Source organism: Xylella fastidiosa (assembly GCF_011801475.1).
Taxonomy (GTDB): Bacteria; Pseudomonadota; Gammaproteobacteria; order Xanthomonadales; family Xanthomonadaceae; genus Xylella; species Xylella fastidiosa.
In genome coordinates this window covers 1157945-1180346 of sequence record NZ_CP044352.1, presented here as the reverse complement: position 1 = coordinate 1180346, position 22402 = coordinate 1157945, and the positions used below count along the sequence as shown (strand labels likewise).

Genomic DNA, 22402 nt, shown 5'->3' with positions numbered 1-22402 from the left:
CCCATTATTAATGAATCAAAAAAATCATTAAAGAATAATAAAATATCTAAATACTTAATTATGCCTATAATATAAAAAAACAAATGCACTTCTTATCTAAAATAAGGAAAACGCTGTCGCCACAGCCGATTATCAAAATCCAACACAACATAAAAAAAACCACATCACCTAAATGCGACACTAATTATTGATAGAAGACCAATATAATCACTGAGCATCACTACATATAAAAGCAGAATATCGATAAGATATTAGAGATCCATCACATAAAGATAAAACTCACATCATGATGAACGCGCTCGCATATATGAACATGCACCTAGTGACCAAGGTATCCACCTCATCAATATCCATCTAAAAATTGGAATAAAACACAACGTAATTGCTGAAAAAAGCAATGCCAAGATCAATCCAGATGTCCCTCCGAGCAAAGACAATACTCCGAATAACACAAAAAAAACTAGCGTATGCGTGCACAAAATCAACAGCGTATTACGCCCAGCCCATTGTACCAATGACCATTGTTCAACAAGAGCTGCCATACATAACACTATCGCCACACCTAACAATGCGGAAACATGAAAAATAAATGGTGAATTGCCAAAAATAAGCATATTCATATCAACTTTTTCATTGCACAACGCCAACAGAAACCAAGGAAACAACAACACAGCAAGTAAAATCATATTCGCTTTTCTTGTTTTCGGGAGCAGCCGTAACCAAGACGTCCTACGTCCCATCACTCCAAGAACGAAAAATAAAAATGCAATAGGCAATTCATCCAAAGAAAATGGGAAACGCACACCAAACCCAGGAAAAAACCCTACCCATACCCAAGAAAATATCCCACCAAACAAGACCAATCGTTCTAAAGAAACATACTTAGACAACACTTGATAGGTTAATTTCGTCACAAACAATGCTGGAAGAAACCACAACGACGGCTGGACATACAAAGCAGTTCCTCCACCCATCAACAAACCATTCAACGGCTCCCACCAAGGGTGCATCCCCCAACGCAAATCCTTCGCACCAATATGACGTGTAAGCAACCAATAGATATAACCAACGAAAAAAAAGAATACATATGGAACCAGTAAGGTACGCATCAAGTGCAACAAACATTCGCAGAATCCAGACTGACGCATATTCGTGCCAGCAGCCCAACCAGATAACAGAAAAAATAACGGCACGTGGAAACTGTAAATCAGCACAACCCACCATTCTGGGAGGCCTTTAGCATGACCAAGTACCACCAGAAAAATACCCAGTCCCTTCGCCGCATCAATACGCGCATCACGCCCAACTGATAGAGATCCCGGAGAGTGCGCTAATGTCCCCACTCCTACTGGCACATACTTTTTTTTATTGATCACGACACACCTACTTGTGCTATCACTCTCGCTTCTACAAGATTCCTTTTTGCAGCCAATACATTAGGCGAGCAATTCCAAAGACAGCCACACGTAAACCACCACAACGCAGACGTTTTAATCGAAAAATAACTATTTGATACCAAAAGACTCAATGCAAATGCGAATATGGCCATGTTTTTAAATCCCCTCCCCTCATGACTTTGCATGTCGAAAAGAAATGAATAAGACAACAAAAAAACAAGTACAGTGATAACTGACTGTGACGCGATGAAATAAGCAATACCACTATCAAAATAACGATAGGACGACTGAACATCCAAGCCAAACCACGAATCCAAGGGCAAGTGAGCCAATGAATACACACTGAAAAAAGTCCTGCTCAGAATCGTATCCTTGTCATATGTATGAATACCATTCAGCTGAACTATGAACCATCCACCGAGTAACACCGAAAAAAATAACAAAAACGCAAAACGCTGATCAAAACGTTTAAGAAATGGTGCAAGCAATACCATTAATATGCATGTACCAGTCGCCAAACGGCCATCTGAAGCGACAATTAAAAATACGATCATTGCGATCGATAAAATCAACTCGGAGACACTCATCCAACGCCAGAAAACCAACACAATTGCAGCAAAAAATATAATGTAATTTCCCATCGTCACCGGTTCAATGAACACAGAAGATGCACGCGGTAAATTCGAACCAGCAAAGAAGTTACGCTCATCCGGACGCGTCGCACTAAGATACAAACTACTCCCTTCATTCCAGAAACCGTCTGCGCTAGCACCACGAGAATTCACGAAATAACTTTTCGGATTGGCAATGTCGCCATAAACATCTGGCATCATTAACTCGAAAACAGCAACAAAAGTAATAAAAATACTCATGCCCATGAATAGACGCAGCAAAGATCCACGGTAGGCTGCACCGAGTATCAGAAAAGCGAACGGAATCAGCGCATCCCTGAAGAATTTTGGATCAAAATCCAAACTCATCAAAAACCGTAGTAACGTCAATGCAACGAGAAACCCGAGACCACTCATCACAAGCACAACGCGCTTGCGATGCAATGCAGATAATCCGAGCATGAAACAGGCAAAATAAATTACCAACTCCACTGCATAAGTCATCACTGGAGTCACCGTAAAAACTTTGGCGTTAATCATGGCTAACGGAAAGTTATAAGCCACTCCCAAAAACAGAACTATTCCAACAAGAAGATTCCGTGAATTCTCTTTGGTGATCTTTTTCATACACATCAGCATGGAAACTCTCCTGACACAACCATGCATGGACTGAAACATCTAAGATCAATAAGCATTTTTCTGACCAAGTACACGTACTAAAGTCAAAACAATAATTCTAAAATCGAACCACAATGACCAGCGCCTGATGTAATCAAGATCATACTGAATACGCTTTTTCATTGTCCTTAATTCTTGTGTTTCACCACGAAAACCGTTGACCTGCGCCCACCCAGTAATCCCTGGTTTGACGTAATGGCGTTGCATGTAATGCTGGATCAACTTCTCGTAATAACTGTTGTGCTGAGCCGCATGAGGACGCGGGCCAACAATCGACATACTGCCGCCAAGTACATTGAAGATTTGTGGTAACTCATCCAGACTGGTGCGACGCAGGAACGCACCCAAAGCAGTGATACGACTATCATTACGACTGGCTTGCTTCAGATGCTGACTTTGATCGTCATGCACCCGCATCGAGCGAAATTTGAGCACATAAAACTCACGCCCATTCAAGCCATGGCGGCGTTGCCGGAACAATACCGGACCTGGGGAACTGAACTTGATACCAATCCCAATGATGATTAACAACGGCCACAGCAATAGCAATGCAATCATGGCCAGCACCTTATCCTGGATTGTCTTGGCAACAAAAAAGTAGTTATCTCGATCAACCCCGCCCTGACGAAGATTAATGACAGGCACATGACCAATTTGTTCACCCGACTGATTGAGTGTGCCAAAGTCGAATAAATCAGGAATAAGTTTTACATTGATCGGATAACGCTCCAATTTCTTCAACAACGTCTTAATATAATCACGCTCACCGAGAGGCATCGAAATCCATACTTGCTCAACGTGATTTTTTTCTAAAAAATCAAACAATCTATCCGGAATCCCAAGACACGGAAGACGCCTCACATATTCAGATACAGAGACATCGTAGGAAGTACTGAAATACCCAATCAATTGCATCCCTGTCCATGTATTACGATTCAGATAATGGTGAATTTTCATCACAGGATGACGCAGCCCAACCACAACAATACGTTGGACATCCACACCACGCATATGCAACCAGTTGAGTAGACTACGAAGCGCTACACGCGCACTCAACAAGGTAGAGAGCGCACCAAGGAACCAGAAAGTAATCCATAACCAGGACACAGGATGTCCCAATTGAACAATCAGTGTATGCAACGAAAACAAGATAAATACACCACAGAACGCACTACTAATTACTAACAGCTCCCGCGCCAGAGCACGCCCACGCCAACTGCGATACAACGGGAAAAAAGAAAAACAAATCACCGAATACAATAACGTGTTACCAATAGCAATACGATATGTGGCCGTTAACATCCAATTACCAAACAACAATCTGTAAATCAGTACACCAGACAGCACCACCATTGTTAGATCAAAAACACGAAGTATTAGATCAGCGGCAGCAGAATATTTCGACAATAACCGCGGTGAAGAAGCAATATCAGTAACACTGTTCAGATCTGCCAGAAGCATTGATAGAACTCCTCACATATCCTGGGCAGCGCATATTTTGGGAGGAACAAGCGCACACCACCAGACAACGTTGGTTTCGTTCACCAGCATTTGCCACCATGCATCAATCCCTAACAAACGCCGGCACTTTACTTAAAAGGAATCTGACCACCAAGCATCAGAAATAAATCAATGAAAACCGCCTGCTACACTTCACTCAATACAACTGCTTTTATTCAACACTCATCACGTTTATCCGCTTCGCTCCATGCATGGAATAACGCACCATAGCAACTGTCAAACCTAAAAAGACACCAAAAATTCCACCCAATATCGTGTTCATTAACAAATTCGGCGAAATCGGGCGGCTCGGAATGTCTGCAGCATCCACTACCGTCACATTGTTACTACCAACATCGCCAAGCACACTAATTTCCTTATAACGTTGCAACAACGCATCATAAAGTTGGCGATCTGTTTCAGCCTCACGCTCGAGTAGGTTGTAACGAATAAGACGCGTTTTCAGATCCAACTCATCCTTCTCCAACACTGCAATACGGTCATTCAATAGATTTTCCTGACGTAATGCAGCTTCATACTGGGCCTTCAACGATTGCCTAATATTGAATACCTCGGCATTAATTTGCTTAGTATTTTCTTTGATTCTTGCTTTCAACCGTTGCATCTCCGGATACTCCGGTTTGAACATGGATAATTTCTGCTGATATTCATTGACCATATTCGCCTGGTCGGTACGCAAAGACTGTACCAACAGGTTAGACAACACTTGAGGGATACTCAGACCATCGCCAATACTGGCCTGACGCCAAGAGGCTTCGGCCCTAATCCGCTCATTTTGTGCGGAGGCCAGCAACGCATTAAGATCACTCAGGTTTTGTGCAGAGAGTGATGGTTTTTCGTCACCGACAGAAACAATCTTTTCATCAGTTGAATACGCAACCACATTCCTTTCTGACTTATCCACCTTGATACGCAACTGTTCCAAGCGTCCAGCAAGATACTTCATTGCAAATGAGAAAGCATTTGAACGACGCTGCTGATTATTTTCAATGAACATCTTGGCGTAGGCATTAGCAACCTTCGCCGATAAGGTGGGATCATGAGAATCAAAATGCACATAGACCAGCCTCGAATTGAGGATTGGTTCGATCTTTAAACTGTTCAACATCATTTCTATCAATGCACTCTCGATAGCCGTGTTACGAGTATTAACTGGAAGACTCTGTACCTTTGACAATACCTTATCAACGAGTGGTTTGAACATTGGCTCTCGACCCAAGTTCATCTTACGAATGACTGCACGCGCTAACGAACGACTCTGTAATAACTGATATTGAGTTTGATAAAAATCACGATCAAGCGGCGACTCTACAGGGATCAGATTATCGACATTCATCACCTTAGGCACATCGCGCTCAATCTGTAACGTTGCAGTGGCACGAAACTTTTGAGGAAGCAGCAACGAGACACCAAAAGTTAGCGAAGTTGCGCCAATAGCAATACCAATAATCAGCCAATATTGACTGAGCAATACACGTAAATAATCAACAAGATTCAGACCCAATGGTTCTGAGGAGTGAAACAAAGCGGAAGAAGTTTGATTGGGATAATCCATAGTTATCGATACGCGCGCCAGACCATAACGAAGGGGGTAATTTCAACCAGAGTGCGCAAAAACAAGCGCATGTCGGAACGGTAAACAACAACCAGATCACCAGGATATATCTCAGGATCAGGATCCTTGCCACGCTCAATACGTGCCAAATCAAAGCGCGCCAACATCTTCTGCCCTTTGACAGTGCGGAATACAACCACGTTTTGAAGACTCGCCAGCGTGTTTATACCTTTAGCCTGAGCAATCACTTGCTGTAATGTCAGATTGCTACCGATCAATGGATAGGTCCCCGGCTCGGTCACTGCACCAGTCACGGTGACACGGCGTGCATTCGCTTCTTGGATAAAAACAGAAACCTGAGGATCCTGCAGATAGTCACTGCGGTAACGATTGGCTATCAGAGTTTCCAACTCAGCAGCACCTTTATTGGATACTTCAATGCTTCCTAACAATGGCAGGGTAATACGCCCTGTGTTGTCCACACGGACCTGACGTTCCAGATCATCGACTTGGAATACCTTGATCAACAATAAGTCACCAGGAGCAACTTTGTATTCAGGCTGCACCTGTGGAAAAAGCAGTGCATCCGGTACCGGGAGAGAAGAGGCCAGAGAATGCGGTGCGGTATTGCAAGCCATCAGAGTAACCGCACACATTAAGGACAAACTCATTATCGAGTTGAAACGTCCTGTTAATTTCATACGCGATGACATGAACCTCTTGTAGGGAAAAATCGAGTAATGGCTCCCCATATCGTCCCGATGCAAATAGAAACGGATAAAAAATCGGAACAATTCGCCAAACACATTTTGCATAAAGTATCGAGATACAACTTTTAACTATTTCTAACTATCGCATAGGAGATGCGCAGTGCAATATTTATTTAACTATTTTTTTGGAGATTCTTGACGAAGTTGGCTCAATGAATAGATTTTTATAGGCGCTCAAAACTTGAGGTTGCCTCCTAATACATCGCCACTCTAAAATTGCATCTTTTTTGATGCACGACTCATCAGGGAACCATGCAACAAATATGCCCCCACATAAAGAAATATCAGGAAATCTTATAAACCGATGAGGATATACAGCTCATATTGCATCGGCATGAGCCCATGAATTCGAGCAATATCAATTACAGACTGTGAAATAAATAGCAATACACGCCTTTATTAATGAGAAAGATCGCAACAATCACGGAACTCAGTAACTAAACATCACACTTTCTGAAACACACATATAACAAGCGTGCTTTAACATAAAAACCATTGATGCCGTAACTTAAGAAATCAGCATTGGGCTACATCAATATTGCATGTAACCCATAGAAGAAAACTAGCGTTTATCAAACCACACTGATTAATACGACTTAGAGCGCTGCGACCACTGCATCTCCCATCGCTACAGTTCCTACCTTGGTCATCCCTTCGGACCAAATATCGGCTGTACGCAAACCACTATCAAGGACGACACCAACCGCATATTCAATCGCATCCGCTGTTTTGATATATCCCATGCTATAACGCAATAACATCGCCACTGATAAAATAGTCGCTAATGGATTGGCGACCCCTTGTCCTGCAATATCGGGCGCCGAACCATGGCACGGCTCGTACATCCCTTTGTTATTGGCGTCCAACGACGCAGACGGCAACATACCAATCGAACCGGTCAACATTGACGCCTGATCCGAAAGAATGTCACCAAACATATTTTCAGTGACAATCACATCAAACTGTTTTGGATAACGCACTAATTGCATTGCTGCGTTATCCACATACATGTGCGAGAGGGTCACATCTGGATAATCTTTAGCCATTTCTCCCGCCACTGTGCGCCACAACTGACTGGAAGCAAGCACATTTGCTTTGTCCACAGAGCAGAGTTTCTTACCACGCAGACGCGCCATTTCAAAACCAACCTTGAGAATACGACGGATTTCACTCTCGCAATACGGCAACGTATCAAACGCTTCACGCTCGCCATTTTTTGATATGCGGCTGCCGCGTGGTTGTCCAAAATAAAGGCCACCTGTCAGTTCACGCACGATAAGAATATCGAGTCCGGCAACAACTTCAGGTTTAAGGGTGGATGCATCTGCCAATTGCGGGTACAACAACGCAGGACGCAGATTGGCGAACAGCCCTAATTGAGCACGAATCTTCAGCAACCCCCGCTCTGGACGAAGTGCCGGATCAATCGTATCCCACTGTGGTCCACCGACCGCACCAAGCAACACTGCATCCGCCTCACGTGCACGCGCCAAGGTTTCGTCAGCCAGTGGACTTCCATATTTTTCATAAGCAGCTCCACCAAGTGCGTCGAAACTCAACCTCATATTCAGCGTATGACGCACATTAACATGCTCTAACACTTTAACGGCTTCAGCAACGATTTCATGTCCAATGCCATCGCCGGGGAGAATCAAAATTTTCTTACTCATTCTGGATGATGTCCTATGTATTAAATAAGGCAGCAGCTCTGCTAGGCATGTTGCTCATAGATGTTGAGAAAGGGTAAAAAGGCGCACGATACATCTTAAGAATTCGCGTACTAGGAAACGTACGTTACAATCAAACAACAATCTAATATCTGAAAAAAAAGCTTTTACGGATGGTACATGCTCTGTGCACACCGTCATACCAACTGCGCCTAATACCCTACCTCACAGTGCACTGAATGAATGGCACTTATCGTTGTACTACTTAAAACGACTCACTGACCGCAACATCGGCATCAGTATTAGAAAATGGTAAGCACCTAAATGCATCCTGCACCATATGCATATTGCGAAAATAGTTTAAGTAAGACTCTTTAGCTATGTACGACAATACATCGCAACCACCACATCACATATCGACAAGGCAAATGCAGCACGGACGTAACCATCACTCAAGTTGCACGCACGGTGACCACACTCGTGAACGGGACACTCACCGTAATCTCGCAGATACGCTGAGCAACACGCACGAAGCTCCACAGAAATAAATTACTGCCTTCTGTAGAGTCATATTGATCAACAAGGATTCAGCGCAACGGCGCAAACAACCACGGTTGACGTATACGATGCGTGGCCTCAAAAGCGCGGATGGCCTCAGCATGCTGTAAGGTGAGACCGATATCATCCAGGCCGTTAAGTAGACAATGCTTACGGAACGTATCGATCTGGAAGGCGTAAGTAGTACCGTCCAGGGTAATCACTTGCTGTGCCGCCAAATCCACAGTTAGCGTATATCCCTCAGTCACTTGACACTGTGCAAACAGTGCATCCACTTCAACCTTATTCAACACAAGAGGCAATAAACCATTTTTAAAGCTGTTGTTGAAAAAAATGTCAGCAAAGCTCGGCGCGATGACTGTGCGGAAGCCATATTCATCAAGCGCCCAGGCAGCATGTTCACGGGAGGAACCACAGCCAAAATTGTCGCGCGCCAGCAACACACTCGCCCCACGATAACGGGGAAAATTGAGCACAAAATCTGAATTAATGGGACGCTTGCTATTGTCTTGCCCAGGTTGACCTGCATCCAAATAGCGCCATTCGTCGAACAGATTAGGGCCGAAACCTGTCCGCTTGATCGACTTTAAAAATTGCTTGGGAATAATCTGATCGGTATCGACATTCACGCGATCAAGTGGACAGACCAAGCCGGTGTGTTGGGTAAAGGGTTTCATCAAGCTTCACCAGTGCTTAAATATTCTATGTACGCTGCGATCATAGATCGCAGAACCGTTTTATTACGCTGCTGGAATCGAAAAAAATAACCGTTTAGAGACACTTTAAAGGATGAGCTAGAAGTATTGAAACAATCAAAAAACGGCATTGAATATAAACCTTCATTAGCACGTTATTTCCAAGAATCTACAAAGACAACATAAGGTTCATCACCGCATCATTTCGCGGACATCGACAAAGTGACCAGCCACGGCCGCAGCGGCTGCCATCGCAGGGCTGACTAAATGGGTACGACCACCGATGCCCTGGCGCCCCTCGAAGTTACGATTAGAAGTAGATGCGCAATGCTCGCCACTGCCCAATTTATCGGGATTCATCGCCAAACACATCGAACATCCAGGTTCACGCCACTCGAAACCAGCCTCAATGAATATCTTGTCCAAGCCCTCAACTTCAGCCTGTGCCTTTACCAATCCCGAGCCAGGCACCACCATCGCCTGCTTCACCGTGGAAGCAACTTTACGGCCTTTAACAACTTCCGCAGCAGCACGTAAGTCTTCAATACGCGAATTCGTACAGGAGCCAATAAATACACGGTCCAGCTTTATTGAAGTGATCGGATCATTCGGCTGCAAACCCATATATTTCAGGGCACGAATTAAAGACTCCTTCTTGACTGGATCAGTTTCGCGCTCTGGGTCTGGCACCGATTGATCCACTGCCGACACCATCTCTGGCGAGGTTCCCCAAGTAACCTGAGGTTTAATCTCTTCAGCAGATAACTCAACCACACGATCAAAGTGCGCATCTGGATCGGAAACCAAACCACGCCAGAATGCAACAGCAGCATCCCAATCGGATCCTTTAGGTGCAAACGGGCGGCCATGCACATACTGGATGGTCTTCTCGTCCACCGCCACCATACCCACGCGCGCACCAGCCTCAATAGCCATATTACAAATGGTCATGCGCCCTTCCATCGACAACGCGCGGATGGTACTCCCTGAAAACTCCACCGCATAACCGTTGCCTCCGGCAGTGCCTATCTTCCCAATCAACGCCAATACGATATCTTTGGCCGTCACCCCCCATGGCAAGGTGCCTTCCACACGCACTTGCATATTTTTCATCTTCTGGGTGACTAAGCACTGGGTGGCTAACACGTGCTCAACTTCAGAGGTACCAATGCCATGCGCCAATGCACCAAAGGCACCGTGTGTGGAGGTGTGTGAATCACCGCACACTACTGTCATACCAGGCAAGGTGGCTCCCTGTTCTGGACCGATCACGTGGACGATCCCTTGACGCACATCATTCATCTTGAATTCGAAGATACCGAAATCGTCGCAATTTTCATCCAACGTCTGTACCTGCAAACGCGAAACCGTATCGGCAATCGATAGCAAACTGCCTTGACGCTCCGCCTTGGTCGTCGGGACATTATGATCCGGAGTCGCAATATTGGCATTGACTCGCCACAACGGCCGTCCAGCTAAACGCAATCCTTCAAAAGCCTGTGGTGAAGTCACTTCGTGAAGTATATGGCGATCAATGTAAATGAGCGAAGACCCATCGTCGCGACGGGCCACCTCATGAATGTCCCACAATTTGCCATACAGGGTCTTACCGGCCATAGCAGCAATTCCTAATGTGGTTACAACAATTGGCGACTGATGTCACCGTTGGTTGGCAACCATACTAGAGCGAGCTGATCAAGATCAATCATGGGAATTCAGAATTTTCAAATGTGAAAATTATTTGATGATTTCGTGTGGGATCTCCACGGGCGCACCATGTCATCCCATACGCCCAAAATAAGTCGAACACTCGGCACTTAGCCTCGACATAAACCCATGTGCGATTCATCTGGAGACTCACAACAAGTAGGCCAGTCCACAAAGAAATCATGAGACTCAATGAGCTGAAGATAGCAATCACACCTCGCTATTAACTTTATCTTCTGCACCGCGGCCAAAAAACACTGGCAGATCCTCGAGATCTGCTGACACTCTAAGGAGTGGTTTATGGATCGACAGAATCACACTTTCTAAAAACCCAGCACGGTCACACACCCCATCCAAGGTAACACTGCAATAGCAGTCTGGCTGTGCCAATGAAAGTCAACACATCACCTTGGTAACGAGGAAGCTTGATAAGGAAACAGGAATATTTCCTGTAATGAATGCAAAAAAATCACACTATCTTTATGAAGTGACGCTGCACAATGGCCAACCAGGACACCAAGATAAAATCGATATAAAAAAGATGCGGCAGTCCTCCATGACCGCCGCGGCATGCGGCGCGCAAAAAGCGCGGCCAGCACCGGACGGCAGCAGACCATCCGTAATAAAAAAAACGACTCCAAAATGACTCTCCAGGTAGGCTTTTCACCCATTCAAGCAATGGTTACCTACACCCTAATATGACCCCCTGGAATAGCGCTGTCGAAAGACTACCAGGGACGTTAAAAACATGTGATACCAGAAATGATGAATTGCGATACACATCACGCCATGCATATACAGCATCTTCACGTTGAGGCCACGCGTTGCACGATTTCAACGCAACATGCATGTGCATCACAATCTGGGCACCACTTAATTAATTTGAATTCTAAAATGGAAAACGATTAATAAGACTTCGCCGCAGAACCAATCGAACCGTGGCGAAAATCAGCATTAACCCGGGCAATGACAAATTTCCGGGAATCCAATTCAAGCCATTTGAAGAACAAATAATCATTCAGATCGTCCACTTGCTGTATCGCGCTGACACAAGAATGGAAACCAAATAACAAAGATTAAGTGATTATTTTCACAACCTGATATTTATTAATTCGTGTGCATTGCAATGCAATATTGCCAACATGTCAGTGTCAAGCTAACGATCACCGCAGCGTAGATACCAATGTCCATGACCTCACATTGACCGATTGGATGACACAGCGCACCGTAGAAACTGCGTATTACGTCAAGAACACAAAAGCCAAGCTCTACAGCTTGTATCTCAGAAAATCACAATGTCATCCCCCCAACGACCTAAGCAACATCTTGGTGTTGACAGTGCTGTTCTACACTTCCAAAAACACTACGCTGCGTAATAGCATTTTGGTATTGGGCATGTTGCTCTACATGTTGGCCTTGGCCAAGAAGCAATGGAATGGCATCAAACTATCAAAACGCTGCAACATCTGGATGTGGCGTCATGAATACAATTCTGAAGCAACTACTTACCGGCAAGGATAACCAGACGCATGACTTAGTGCGCTGGCTGGGTACCATTGTCGTCTTTACAGCACTGACGCTAACCATCTACATCGTCCTATGGCGTGGCCAAGCCTTCGAACCCCAAGCATTCTGCTTCGGCATGAGCTCCATCTTCACCACTCTTGGCGCTGCATTGAAGCTCAAAGAAACGACTGAGCCATACAATTACCCTGAAAGCAACGGCAGCAATGCTTCCAAAGCGGCTGACTATCAAGACGCGCATGATCCTATGAGCAAGACATAAAACCGCAACAACGATGACGACCTAATCCCAGCGTTCCATCCCGTGCTTGGCGTGTATCGTATTACTGCGTGTGTAAGGCATCGGCAGCCACCCAAGCTGCCGTTTCTCTCGCCAGCGTCCCTCTTGGATAGTCAAGAAGTATCATGCAAACACAGACAGGCCAATGAAACGTAATTACCTGTCTTATGAAAACGTATTAAAACCGTATGGCCTGCTTTATCCCCCAGGCTCACGGAAAACAGCTTTCCTAGCAGAATCACCACTGCACCGCTCATCATTTGATTCTTGCAACATCAGGAACGTACCTGCACAACATGTCTAACTGCTTGCAAAGATTTTCGAGTCGCCCCTAAAACGCAATGTCATCAAAGACGCGAACTATCATGCTGTGAAATCAAACGCATCAAAAGCGATCTAAAACACTTCCTAAAGCACAGCACGCTAAATACGGATCGTCCTGCAAAGATCACCTTAAAGTACAAGGTTGCAACGACCATCTAAGACTGTGACGATCACATCCCAGCAAGCTGCAACGCTGCACAGCTTCTGGAAATTTCTAGCGCATCAAAGAACAACACAGGCTTAAATACAGGAAAACACCGTGTGCATCACCTTCACTCCATTTTGCTAGCAAAATGGCACTGCCGCACGTTCACTTCTTCAAGCCCTGAGCACAACACCACATTCACAGCAACAACGCACTATTGACGCGGATCACGAAAGACCGAGAGCGGCCATGCCATCTCCGACGTGGTACGCAGAGGATTAATATCCAGGCCACCGCGGCGGGTATAACGTGCCTCTACAGCGAGGCATTGCGGGGCGCATCGCTGTAACACATCCTGAAAAATACGCTCCACGCATTGCTCATGAAATTCAGCATGATGACGAAAACTGATGAAGTAACGTAACAAGCCCTCATGATCAATCGGCATACCAAAGTAACGCACCGTGACGCTGGCCCAGTCTGGTTGACCAGTCACCGGGCAATTAGACTTGAATAAGGTCGAAGTTAGAGTTTCTTCAACCATTTCTTCAACCAAATTCTGAGCAACATTGGACAAATAATCGGGATTCGGTGGACCGTAGTCCTCAATGTCCACATTCAACCTATCAAGCGATATTTCCTTGTCCCCGCTCCCAACCGGCGGCAACCCAAATTCAACCGCAACTGCCGCACCAGCGCACGCCGACAGATCAGCGGCGATGCGTAAGCGCAGCGCCTCAGCACGATTAAACACCTCAGCACTGAACGAATTGAGATAGAGTTTGAGCGACTTGGATTCAATCAAATAGGGCGAATCACATGGCACATGAAACGTCGCTGTAGCCACACATGGCTTACCGCGTGCATCCAACCAACTCAGCTCATAAGCATGCCAACGATCCTCACCAACGAACGGCAACACCACACCGATACCGATTTGAGTACGCCCTACAGCACGGGAAATTGGGAAAAGTAACGACGGATCGTAAACTTTTGGGTAGGGAACCGTATGTCCAAGAACAGAATAGTGAGAGGTGTTCATACCTGGATTCTAGAAGCTGCTGTGAAGATTGAAGAGGACTATATTTAGGGTCGAAATATCAAAACTATGCACACCTCTCCAATTCATATTCCGTTCACCAGCTCCTGAAAATGCTATAGCATGGCGTCAACCTGAGGATATAGTGATGCCGAACACACCAACTGTCTCTACGGCATCCAGGATTGAGTAATGCCATATTTTTTAAAAATCTCCCTGCTTGCCGCAGCACTCATGACCACGTCATGCAGCCAAGGCGACAAGAATAGTGCACATCCTGCTGGCGCTGACAACACACAAAGCGTTGAGAAACAGGGGGATAACGCTCCAATTCCTGTCACAGTAGTCGCAGCAAGCAGCCAAAATGTTCCTGTGTACGCTGCCGCCCCAGGCACAGTGGCCGCAATGAATACCGTCACGATTAACCCGCAGGTCAGTGGTCAATTGATCAGCCTACACTTCCGCGAGGGTGAATCAGTAAAAAAAGGCCAATTACTCGCCGAAATTGACGCACGCGCACTTCAGGCCAGCTACGATCAAGCCGCAGCGGCGAAGCGTCAGAACCAAGCACTGCTGGCAACCGCACGTGCCAACTACACCCGCTCCAGCACGTTGGAATACCAACCGTACGTCGCCAAGACAGAATTAGATACACAACATAACCAGGTCACGCAGTATGAAGCGGCAGTCGCAGCAAACGAAGCCGCAATGCGAGCAGCCCAAGTACAGCTGCAATACACTAAGATTGTCGCACCGATCGACGGCGTCGCCGGGATCCGCAGCGTAGATGCTGGGAACGTGGTCACAACTAGCACCTCCATCGTGACACTGACACAGATGCATCCAATCTACGTCTCATTCAATCTTCCCGAGCGCTTGTTGCAGGAAGTACGCCAAGCCCATGCCTCCGGCCCCGTGATGGTGGCCGCGCTGGACCGCGGAGATGCACACCCACTGACCGAAGATGGCACATTGGATGCGATCAATAACCAAATAAACACTGATAGCGGCACTTTCAGCGCACGTGCCGTGTTCTCCAACCGCAATAACGCACTATGGCCTGGCCAGTTCGTCAACGCGCGTCTGCAACTACGTACGATTGCCAATGGTGTCGTGATTCCGGCGCAAGCAGTGCAACGCGGCCCCAATGGCGACTACGTTTACCTTGTCAAGCAAGATCACACGGTCGTTACTCAGGAAGTCACCCAAGGTGTGGAAATCGGTGACAGCCATGTACAAATCGCCAAAGGCTTGAATGTCGGCGACACAGTAGTCACAGAAGGTCAATTCCGGCTCAAACCAGGCAGTAAAGTCATCGCGCTAGCACCAGGTGAAACTCCACCAGCACCAACCGAAGCCGAATTGAAGGCTGCTGCGGAAAAACGCAGCAAAAATAGCATGGGTGGTCCTCCTCGCGGCGGCCCATAATTCCGACGTTGTTCATTCTGTAACGCGTTTTCTCCAACTGACGTTATTTGTCAAGGACACACCACGTGGGCTTTTCGACGATCTTTATCCGCCGCCCAATCGCCACTTCACTGCTGATGTTCGGCGTACTCCTACTTGGGATCCTGGGCTACAAGAAATTACCGATGTCGGCACTCCCTGAGGTCGATGCACCTAGCCTGGTCGTCACCACCCAGTATCCGGGTGCCAACGCCAAGACAATGGCCGCATTGGTGACCACCCCACTAGAACATCAGCTCGGGCAGATTTCTGGCTTGGACATGATGAGTTCTGATTCCTCGGCTGGCTTATCAACAATAACCCTGCAATTCTCAACACACAAAAATCTCGACATCGCCGCACAAGACGTACAAGCAGCGATCCATCAGGCCACCCTGCCCTCAACATTACCTCACCAACCGATCTACAACCGGGTGAATCCAGCTGACGCGGCCATCATCACCCTCAAGCTCACCTCTGATACCCTGCCACTACGCGAACTCAATACATACGCAGACGCTATCCTGGCACAACGCCTCTCACAAATATCAGGCGTTGGTGTGGTCTCGATTGCTGGCAACGTCCGACCAGCGGTGCGGATCCAAGTGAATCCGGCACAGCTATCCAACATGGGCCTGACCATGGAATCGCTGCGCAATACACTGACCCAAGCCAACGTCAACGCACCTAAAGGCTCGCTCAATGGCAAGAACCAGTCCTACAGCATCGGTACCAACGATCAACTGAAAGATGCTTCGCAATATCGGGACACCATCATCCATTACCAAAATGGACATCCGGTTCGCCTCTCAGAGGTCGCCAATGTGGTGGACGGCGTCGAAAATGACCAGATCTCCGCTTGGGCCAACGCAAAACCAGCCGTGCTGCTGGAGATTCGCCGCCAGCCCGGCGCCAACATTATTAAGACCGTCGAACAAATCCGCGCGATCCTGCCGCAGTTGCGTGCGGTGCTGCCCACGGATGTACATCTTGACGTCTTTTCCGACCGCACCGAAACCATCCGCGCTTCCGTGCATGAAGTAAAATTCACCCTGCTACTGACCATTGGTCTGGTGGTCGCGGTGATCTTTGTATTCCTGCGCCGACTATGGGCCACGCTCATTCCATCGGTAGCGGTCCCCCTATCACTGGCCGGCACCTTCAGCGTGATGGCATTTAACGGGATGTCACTAGACAACCTCTCCCTGATGGCACTGGTCGTCGCCACCGGCTTTGTCGTTGATGACGCGATTGTGATGATCGAAAACATCGTCCGCTACATTGAACAAGGCAAGAGCGGACGCGAAGCAGCGGAGATTGGAGCACGTCAAATTGGTTTCACCATACTCTCGCTCACCATTTCGCTGGTCGCCGTGTTTCTCCCCCTGCTGTTGATGCCTGGCGTCACCGGCCGACTGTTCAACGAGTTCGCCTGGGTCCTGTCGACCGCCGTCGTCATCTCGATGCTGGTATCACTGACCCTGACACCGATGATGTGTGCCTACCTACTCAAACCCGATACTCTGCCCGAAGGCGATAGCCCAACACAAATCACCAAGATCACCCTGTGGACACGCACTGTCGCACTATACGAACGCACCTTAGACTGGGTGCTGATGCACCAACAACTGACCTTAGTTGTAGCGCTAGTGACAGTAGCACTCACCATCGTGCTGTATGTAACGATCCCCAAGGGGCTACTGCCAGAACAAGACACTGGACTCATCATCGGCGTTGTGCAAGCCGACCAGGACATCGCATTCTCACAGATGGAACAGCGTACACGGGCCGTGGCCGATGCACTGCGCAAGGATCCCGCCGTGACAGGCGTCTCCGCATTTATCGGTGCCGGCACCATCAACCCCACACTCAATCATGGCCAACTATCGATCGTTCTCAAGCCACGCAACCAACGTGAGGGGCTAAACACCATACGCCCACGACTACAACGCGCCGCAGCCGGCATCCCAGGCATCGTCCTCTATCTAAAGCCGGTACAGGATGTGACTCTGGATACCCACGTCGCTGCAACCGAATACCAATACTCACTCTCAAACGTCGATGCAACGGAGCTGGCTACCTGGGCCACACGCATGACCGAGGCAATGCGCCAGATTCCGGCACTGGCCGACGTAGACAACAACTTGGCCGACCAAGGGCGTGCCTTACAGATCACTGTTGATCGTGATAAAGCCAGCCTCCTTGGCGTACCGATGCAGACTATCAACGACACCCTATATGACGCATTCGGCCAGCGCCAAATCTCCACGATTTTCACCGAACTCAACCAATATCGGGTCGTCCTGGAAGTGGCCCCACACTTTCGCACCAGCACCGCACTGATGCAGCAACTGGGAGTCGCCAGCAACGGCAGCGGCGCACTGACTGGCAGCAATGCCACGAGCTTCGGCCAAGCCGTCTCATCAAACTCTTCCACGGCCACAGGTATTGGCAACCTCAACACCGGAATGACCGTCGGTACTGGCCGTATCATCCCGCTGTCAGCCCTTGCCGATGCTAAGGTCACCAACGCTCCTCGCGTTATCAGCCATCAGCAGCAACTTCCCTCCGTAACGATCTCATTCAACCTGGCCCAGGGGTATTCCCTCTCCCATGCCGTGAAAGCCATCGAACAGGCACGTACCCAACTACAGATACCTGCCCAGGTACGCGCCCAGTTCATCGGTAAAGCCGTCGAATTCACCAGTAGCCAGAGTGACATCGTGTGGTTGCTGCTCGCTTCGATTGTGGTGATCTACATCGTGCTGGGGGTGCTATACGAAAGTTATATCCATCCGCTGACGATCATCTCCACACTACCGTCGGCAGGCGTTGGCGCATTGCTGGCACTGATGCTCTGCGGACTGAGCCTGTCGGTGGATAGCATTGTCGGTATCGTGCTGCTGATTGGTATCGTCAAGAAAAACGCAATCATGATGATTGACTTCACCATCGAAGCACGCAGCACCGGGAGCAGCGCCCACGATGCGATCCGCCGCGCCTGTCTGTTGCGCTTCCGTCCGATCATCATGACTACTGCCGCCGCACTGCTCGGCGCATTACCGCTAGCACTGAGCGACGGCATCGGCTCGGAATTGCGCCGTCCACTGGGCATTACTATTGTCGGTGGCTTGCTGCTATCGCAGTTGATCACCTTGTACACCACGCCTGTCATCTACCTGTTCTTCGAACGGTTATCCGAGCGCCTACGCCTCCGGCGTACACACCGTACCTCGGTCCAGGCCACACCACAGCGCGTATGAATCACCCTCCCCACCACCACCTGCTGGCAGCTACTGCCAGTACATCAACGTGTGCAAGCCGGACGCATCCCTCCGATTTCTGGGAGCCAACCTTATGAATCTCTCTGCCGGGTTTATCAAACGTCCAATCGGCACTTCATTGTTGGCCATCGGCGTGTTTGTCCTCGGGCTGATCTGCTACCTACAGCTGAGCGTCGCGCCATTGCCAAAGTTTCAGATCCCGGTGATTTTTGTCGAAGCCAGCCAAGCTGGGGCTGACGCCAGCACAATGGCCTCCACGGTCACCGCTCCGTTGGAACGTTATCTTGGACAGATTCCCGGCATCAAACGCATGCGCTCTTCCAGCTCGGAGAGCAACAGCAACGTCTTTTTGTTGTTCCAAAGCAACCGCAATATCGACTCAGCCGCCCAAGACGTCCAAGCCGCGATCAACGCAGCGCAAGCAGATCTGCCCTCCGGACTGCTCCCCCCGTCGTACAAAAAAGCCAACCCAAACGACGACCCAATCATCGCCCTGGCACTCACCTCCGATACCCAGTCAATGGATGCCCTCTACAACGTGGCAGACTCGCTTCTAGCACAGCATCTGCGCCAGATTCAGGGCATCAGCTCGGTAGATATCGTCGGCGCATCGACACCGGCGGTACGTGTGGATGTGGATATGCATGCACTCAACGCACTGGGCTTGACAATGGACCAATTGCAGAATGCCGTGCGAGCCGCCAATGTCACCTCCCCCACTGGCTTGCTTTCTAACGACACCAGAACAACCGAAATCCTGCTCAACAGTACGATCTCCAAAGCCGCCGACTTCGCCCAGCTAGTGATCGCGACCCAACCTAACGGGCGTATCGTCCGCCTGAGCGATATCGCCCAGGTTTACGACGGCCAGCAAGATGCCTACCAGGCAGCCTGGTTCAATCACAAACGAGCCGTGGTGATGTACGTTTTCCTTCGTACCGGAGCCAACGTTGTTGAAACCGTAGACAGGGTAAAAGCGGAGCTACCTGCATTACGTACCTATCTGCCATCCGGGACGGTAATAACACCTTACTTCGACCATACCCCAACGATCCGTGCCTCACTGTATGAAATCCAAACCACCCTGATCATCAGTTTGGCGATGGTGATGCTCACCATGGCACTGTTTTTACGCCGATTGGCGCCCACCATCATCGCTGTGGCGACAGTTCCCTTATCACTGGCTGGCGCGGCCATCGTCATGTATGCGTTAGATTTCACCCTAAATAACGTGACTCTCCTAGCACTGGTCATCGCGATTGGCTTCGTGGTTGACGATGCAATCGTGATGATCGAAAACATCTCGCGCCACCTCAATACTGGCATGTCGCCCCTGGAAGCCGCACTCACCGGCGCCCGCGAGATCGGCTCCACCATTGTCTCGATCACCGTGTCATTGGTGGTGGTGTTCGCTCCCTTTCTGTTCGATCACGGCATGATCGGCACATTATTCCGTGAATTCGGAATCACCCTGGTCTCTGCGATCATTATCTCAATGCTGGTCTCACTGACACTGACTCCGGCACTCTGCAGCCGCTTCCTATCCGCGCATGTCGTACCGGAAAAATCCAACGGCATCGGCGCTTGGCTGGAACGTATGTATCTGCGCATCCTACGTTTGTATACCGTGGCGTTAGACTTCTCGTTACGTCACGCACTGCTCCTGGCACTGACCCCACTGTTATTGATTGTCTTGACCGTCATGCTTGCCGGAGCAATCAGTAAAGGTACATTTCCGTCCCAAGACACCGGCTTGATTCAAGGGCGTGCTAACTCCAGCGCAACAGTAGCGTTTGAGGACATGATCAACCGGCAACACCGCATCACTGAAATGTTGCTCTCTGACCCAGCTGTCAAAACGGTTGCCGTGCGCCTAGGAACAGGCCGTCAGGGTTCCAGCGCATCGTTCAACATCCAGTTGAAAACCCGTGCCGAAGGCCGCCGCGAAAGTACCGATACCGCCCTGATACGGCTCAGTACTAAAGCCGCACATTACCCTGACTTGGCACTGCGTCTACGCACTGTCCAGGATTTACCCAACAACTTTGGCGGCGGCGCCAATCAGGGAGCTCAACATCGCGTTTCGCTCCAGGGCAACGACCTGAAACAACTGGAGGAATGGTTACCAACATTGCAAGAAGCGTTGAAGAAAAACCCAAAATTGCGTGACGTCGGCAGCGACATGGATGCTGCGGGGCTGTACCAAAACATTGTCATCGACCGCGTCAAAGCGGCACAGATGGGCGTTTCAATCGGTGCGATTGACGGCGCACTGTATGGTGCTTTCGGTCAACGCCAAGTCTCCACTATTTATTCCGACACCAACCAATACGCGGTCGTCATCAAGGCATTAGCCTCTCAAAGCGCCACGCCAGCGGCACTGGACAACATCCATGTTCCTAACCGTAACGGCAAGATGGTGCCCATCACTGCCATTGCGCACCAAGTACCAGGGCTAAATCCTCCGCAAATCAAACACGACAACCAGTACACAACAATGGACTTGAGCTACAACCTTAGCCCGGGCGTGAGCATCGGTGAAGCTGAGGCAATCATTGACGCGACCATCAAAGGATTACGCTTGCCTGGTGATATCCGCGTCGCTATCGCTGAGGACAACGACTTCACCAATGATCAGATGAACATACTCCTCCTCGCTACGCTTATTGCCGTGTACATCGTACTAGGCATGCTCTACGAGAACCTCATCCATCCGATCACGATCTTATCCACACTACCTGCGGCCGGTATGGGAGCATTGCTGGCGTTATATCTCAGTCATACCGAACTGTCAGCGATTTCGATGATCGCACTGATACTGCTGATTGGCATCGTCAAAAAGAACGCCATCATGATGATTGACTTCGCACTGGTAGCACAACGTGAACGCGGATTAGAACCACATGCTGCGGTACGCGAAGCCTCGATCGTGCGCTTCCGTCCGATCATGATGACCTCCATGGTCGCCATCCTGGCGGCCATGCCGCTGGCAATCGGCGTTGGCGAAGGTGCTGAACTACGGCGTCCACTAGGGATCGCAATGATTGGCGGCCTATTGATCTCGCAAAGCCTGACGCTCCTCAGCACCCCAGCGCTGTACGTCATCTTCTCCTGTCTGAGCCAACGCTGGCACGCATGGCGGGGCAAATACAGGGCAGCACATTCACATTGATGACGGCGATCCACTTCAGAAAACAGGCT

The 22402-nt window shown here is 48.7% G+C and carries 15 protein-coding genes; 6 read left to right on the top strand and 9 right to left on the bottom strand.

Annotated features, from left to right (window positions below):
* Positions 1-284 precede the first annotated feature (284 nt).
* The 8 genes from F7G16_RS05130 to leuC all read right to left on the bottom strand — a co-directional run bounded on the left by F7G16_RS05130 (position 285) and on the right by leuC (position 11069).
* Positions 285-1376 (bottom strand): acyltransferase family protein, encoded by a 1092-nt coding sequence (locus tag F7G16_RS05130; protein ID WP_038232315.1) that lies wholly within the window; start codon positions 1374-1376, stop codon positions 285-287.
* Positions 1373-2635 (bottom strand): polysaccharide biosynthesis protein GumE, encoded by a 1263-nt coding sequence (locus tag F7G16_RS05125; protein ID WP_225621652.1) that lies wholly within the window; start codon positions 2633-2635, stop codon positions 1373-1375. The genes F7G16_RS05130 and F7G16_RS05125 overlap by 4 nt, the downstream gene beginning before the upstream one ends.
* Before the next feature lie 57 nt (positions 2636-2692).
* Positions 2693-4147: an undecaprenyl-phosphate glucose phosphotransferase gene (locus F7G16_RS05120; RefSeq protein ID WP_004091011.1), complete on the bottom strand. Its 1455-nt coding sequence runs from the start codon at positions 4145-4147 to the stop codon at positions 2693-2695.
* A 211-nt stretch (positions 4148-4358) separates the two neighbouring features.
* Complete coding sequence (locus tag F7G16_RS05115) at positions 4359-5762, bottom strand: GumC family protein (RefSeq protein ID WP_004091008.1); 1404 nt, start codon at positions 5760-5762, stop codon at positions 4359-4361.
* A 2-nt stretch (positions 5763-5764) separates the two neighbouring features.
* On the bottom strand, positions 5765-6463 hold the full coding sequence (locus tag F7G16_RS05110; RefSeq protein ID WP_172632659.1) for a polysaccharide biosynthesis/export family protein: 699 nt from the start codon (positions 6461-6463) through the stop codon (positions 5765-5767).
* A gap of 665 nt (positions 6464-7128) precedes the next feature.
* Positions 7129-8202, bottom strand: a complete 1074-nt coding sequence (gene leuB, locus F7G16_RS05105) for a 3-isopropylmalate dehydrogenase (RefSeq protein WP_004091005.1) — start codon at positions 8200-8202, stop codon at positions 7129-7131.
* 584 nt (positions 8203-8786) lie between these two features.
* Positions 8787-9434: a 3-isopropylmalate dehydratase small subunit gene (gene leuD, locus F7G16_RS05100; RefSeq protein WP_004091003.1), complete on the bottom strand. Its 648-nt coding sequence runs from the start codon at positions 9432-9434 to the stop codon at positions 8787-8789.
* A gap of 210 nt (positions 9435-9644) precedes the next feature.
* Positions 9645-11069: a 3-isopropylmalate dehydratase large subunit gene (gene leuC, locus F7G16_RS05095; protein WP_004091001.1), complete on the bottom strand. Its 1425-nt coding sequence runs from the start codon at positions 11067-11069 to the stop codon at positions 9645-9647.
* Positions 11070-11613: 544 nt separating this feature from the next.
* Between leuC and F7G16_RS05090 the strand changes: the two genes are divergently transcribed.
* The 3 genes from F7G16_RS05090 to F7G16_RS05080 all read left to right on the top strand — a co-directional run bounded on the left by F7G16_RS05090 (position 11614) and on the right by F7G16_RS05080 (position 12945).
* On the top strand, positions 11614-11805 hold the full coding sequence (locus F7G16_RS05090; RefSeq protein WP_038232311.1) for a hypothetical protein: 192 nt from the start codon (positions 11614-11616) through the stop codon (positions 11803-11805).
* A 488-nt stretch (positions 11806-12293) separates the two neighbouring features.
* On the top strand, positions 12294-12680 hold the full coding sequence (locus tag F7G16_RS05085) for a hypothetical protein (protein ID WP_014607375.1): 387 nt from the start codon (positions 12294-12296) through the stop codon (positions 12678-12680).
* A complete protein-coding gene (locus F7G16_RS05080; protein WP_004090997.1) occupies positions 12640-12945 on the top strand; it encodes a hypothetical protein in 306 nt (101 codons plus the stop codon). The genes F7G16_RS05085 and F7G16_RS05080 overlap by 41 nt, the downstream gene beginning before the upstream one ends.
* A 701-nt stretch (positions 12946-13646) precedes the next feature.
* On the opposite strand, the gene queF is transcribed toward F7G16_RS05080, so the two are convergent.
* Positions 13647-14474, bottom strand: coding sequence for an NADPH-dependent 7-cyano-7-deazaguanine reductase QueF (queF, locus tag F7G16_RS05075; RefSeq protein WP_004090995.1), 828 nt, complete (start codon positions 14472-14474; stop codon positions 13647-13649).
* A 189-nt stretch (positions 14475-14663) separates the two neighbouring features.
* On the opposite strand from queF, the gene F7G16_RS05070 reads away from it, so the two are divergent.
* From F7G16_RS05070 to F7G16_RS05060, 3 genes are all read left to right on the top strand, one after another.
* Positions 14664-15899, top strand: coding sequence for an efflux RND transporter periplasmic adaptor subunit (locus tag F7G16_RS05070; RefSeq protein ID WP_011098090.1), 1236 nt, complete (start codon positions 14664-14666; stop codon positions 15897-15899).
* Between the two features lie 65 nt (positions 15900-15964).
* On the top strand, positions 15965-19180 hold the full coding sequence (locus F7G16_RS05065; RefSeq protein WP_012382675.1) for an efflux RND transporter permease subunit: 3216 nt from the start codon (positions 15965-15967) through the stop codon (positions 19178-19180).
* Between the two features lie 94 nt (positions 19181-19274).
* Positions 19275-22373, top strand: a complete 3099-nt coding sequence (locus F7G16_RS05060; protein ID WP_004090987.1) for an efflux RND transporter permease subunit — start codon at positions 19275-19277, stop codon at positions 22371-22373.
* The last annotated feature ends 29 nt before the right edge of the window (positions 22374-22402 follow it).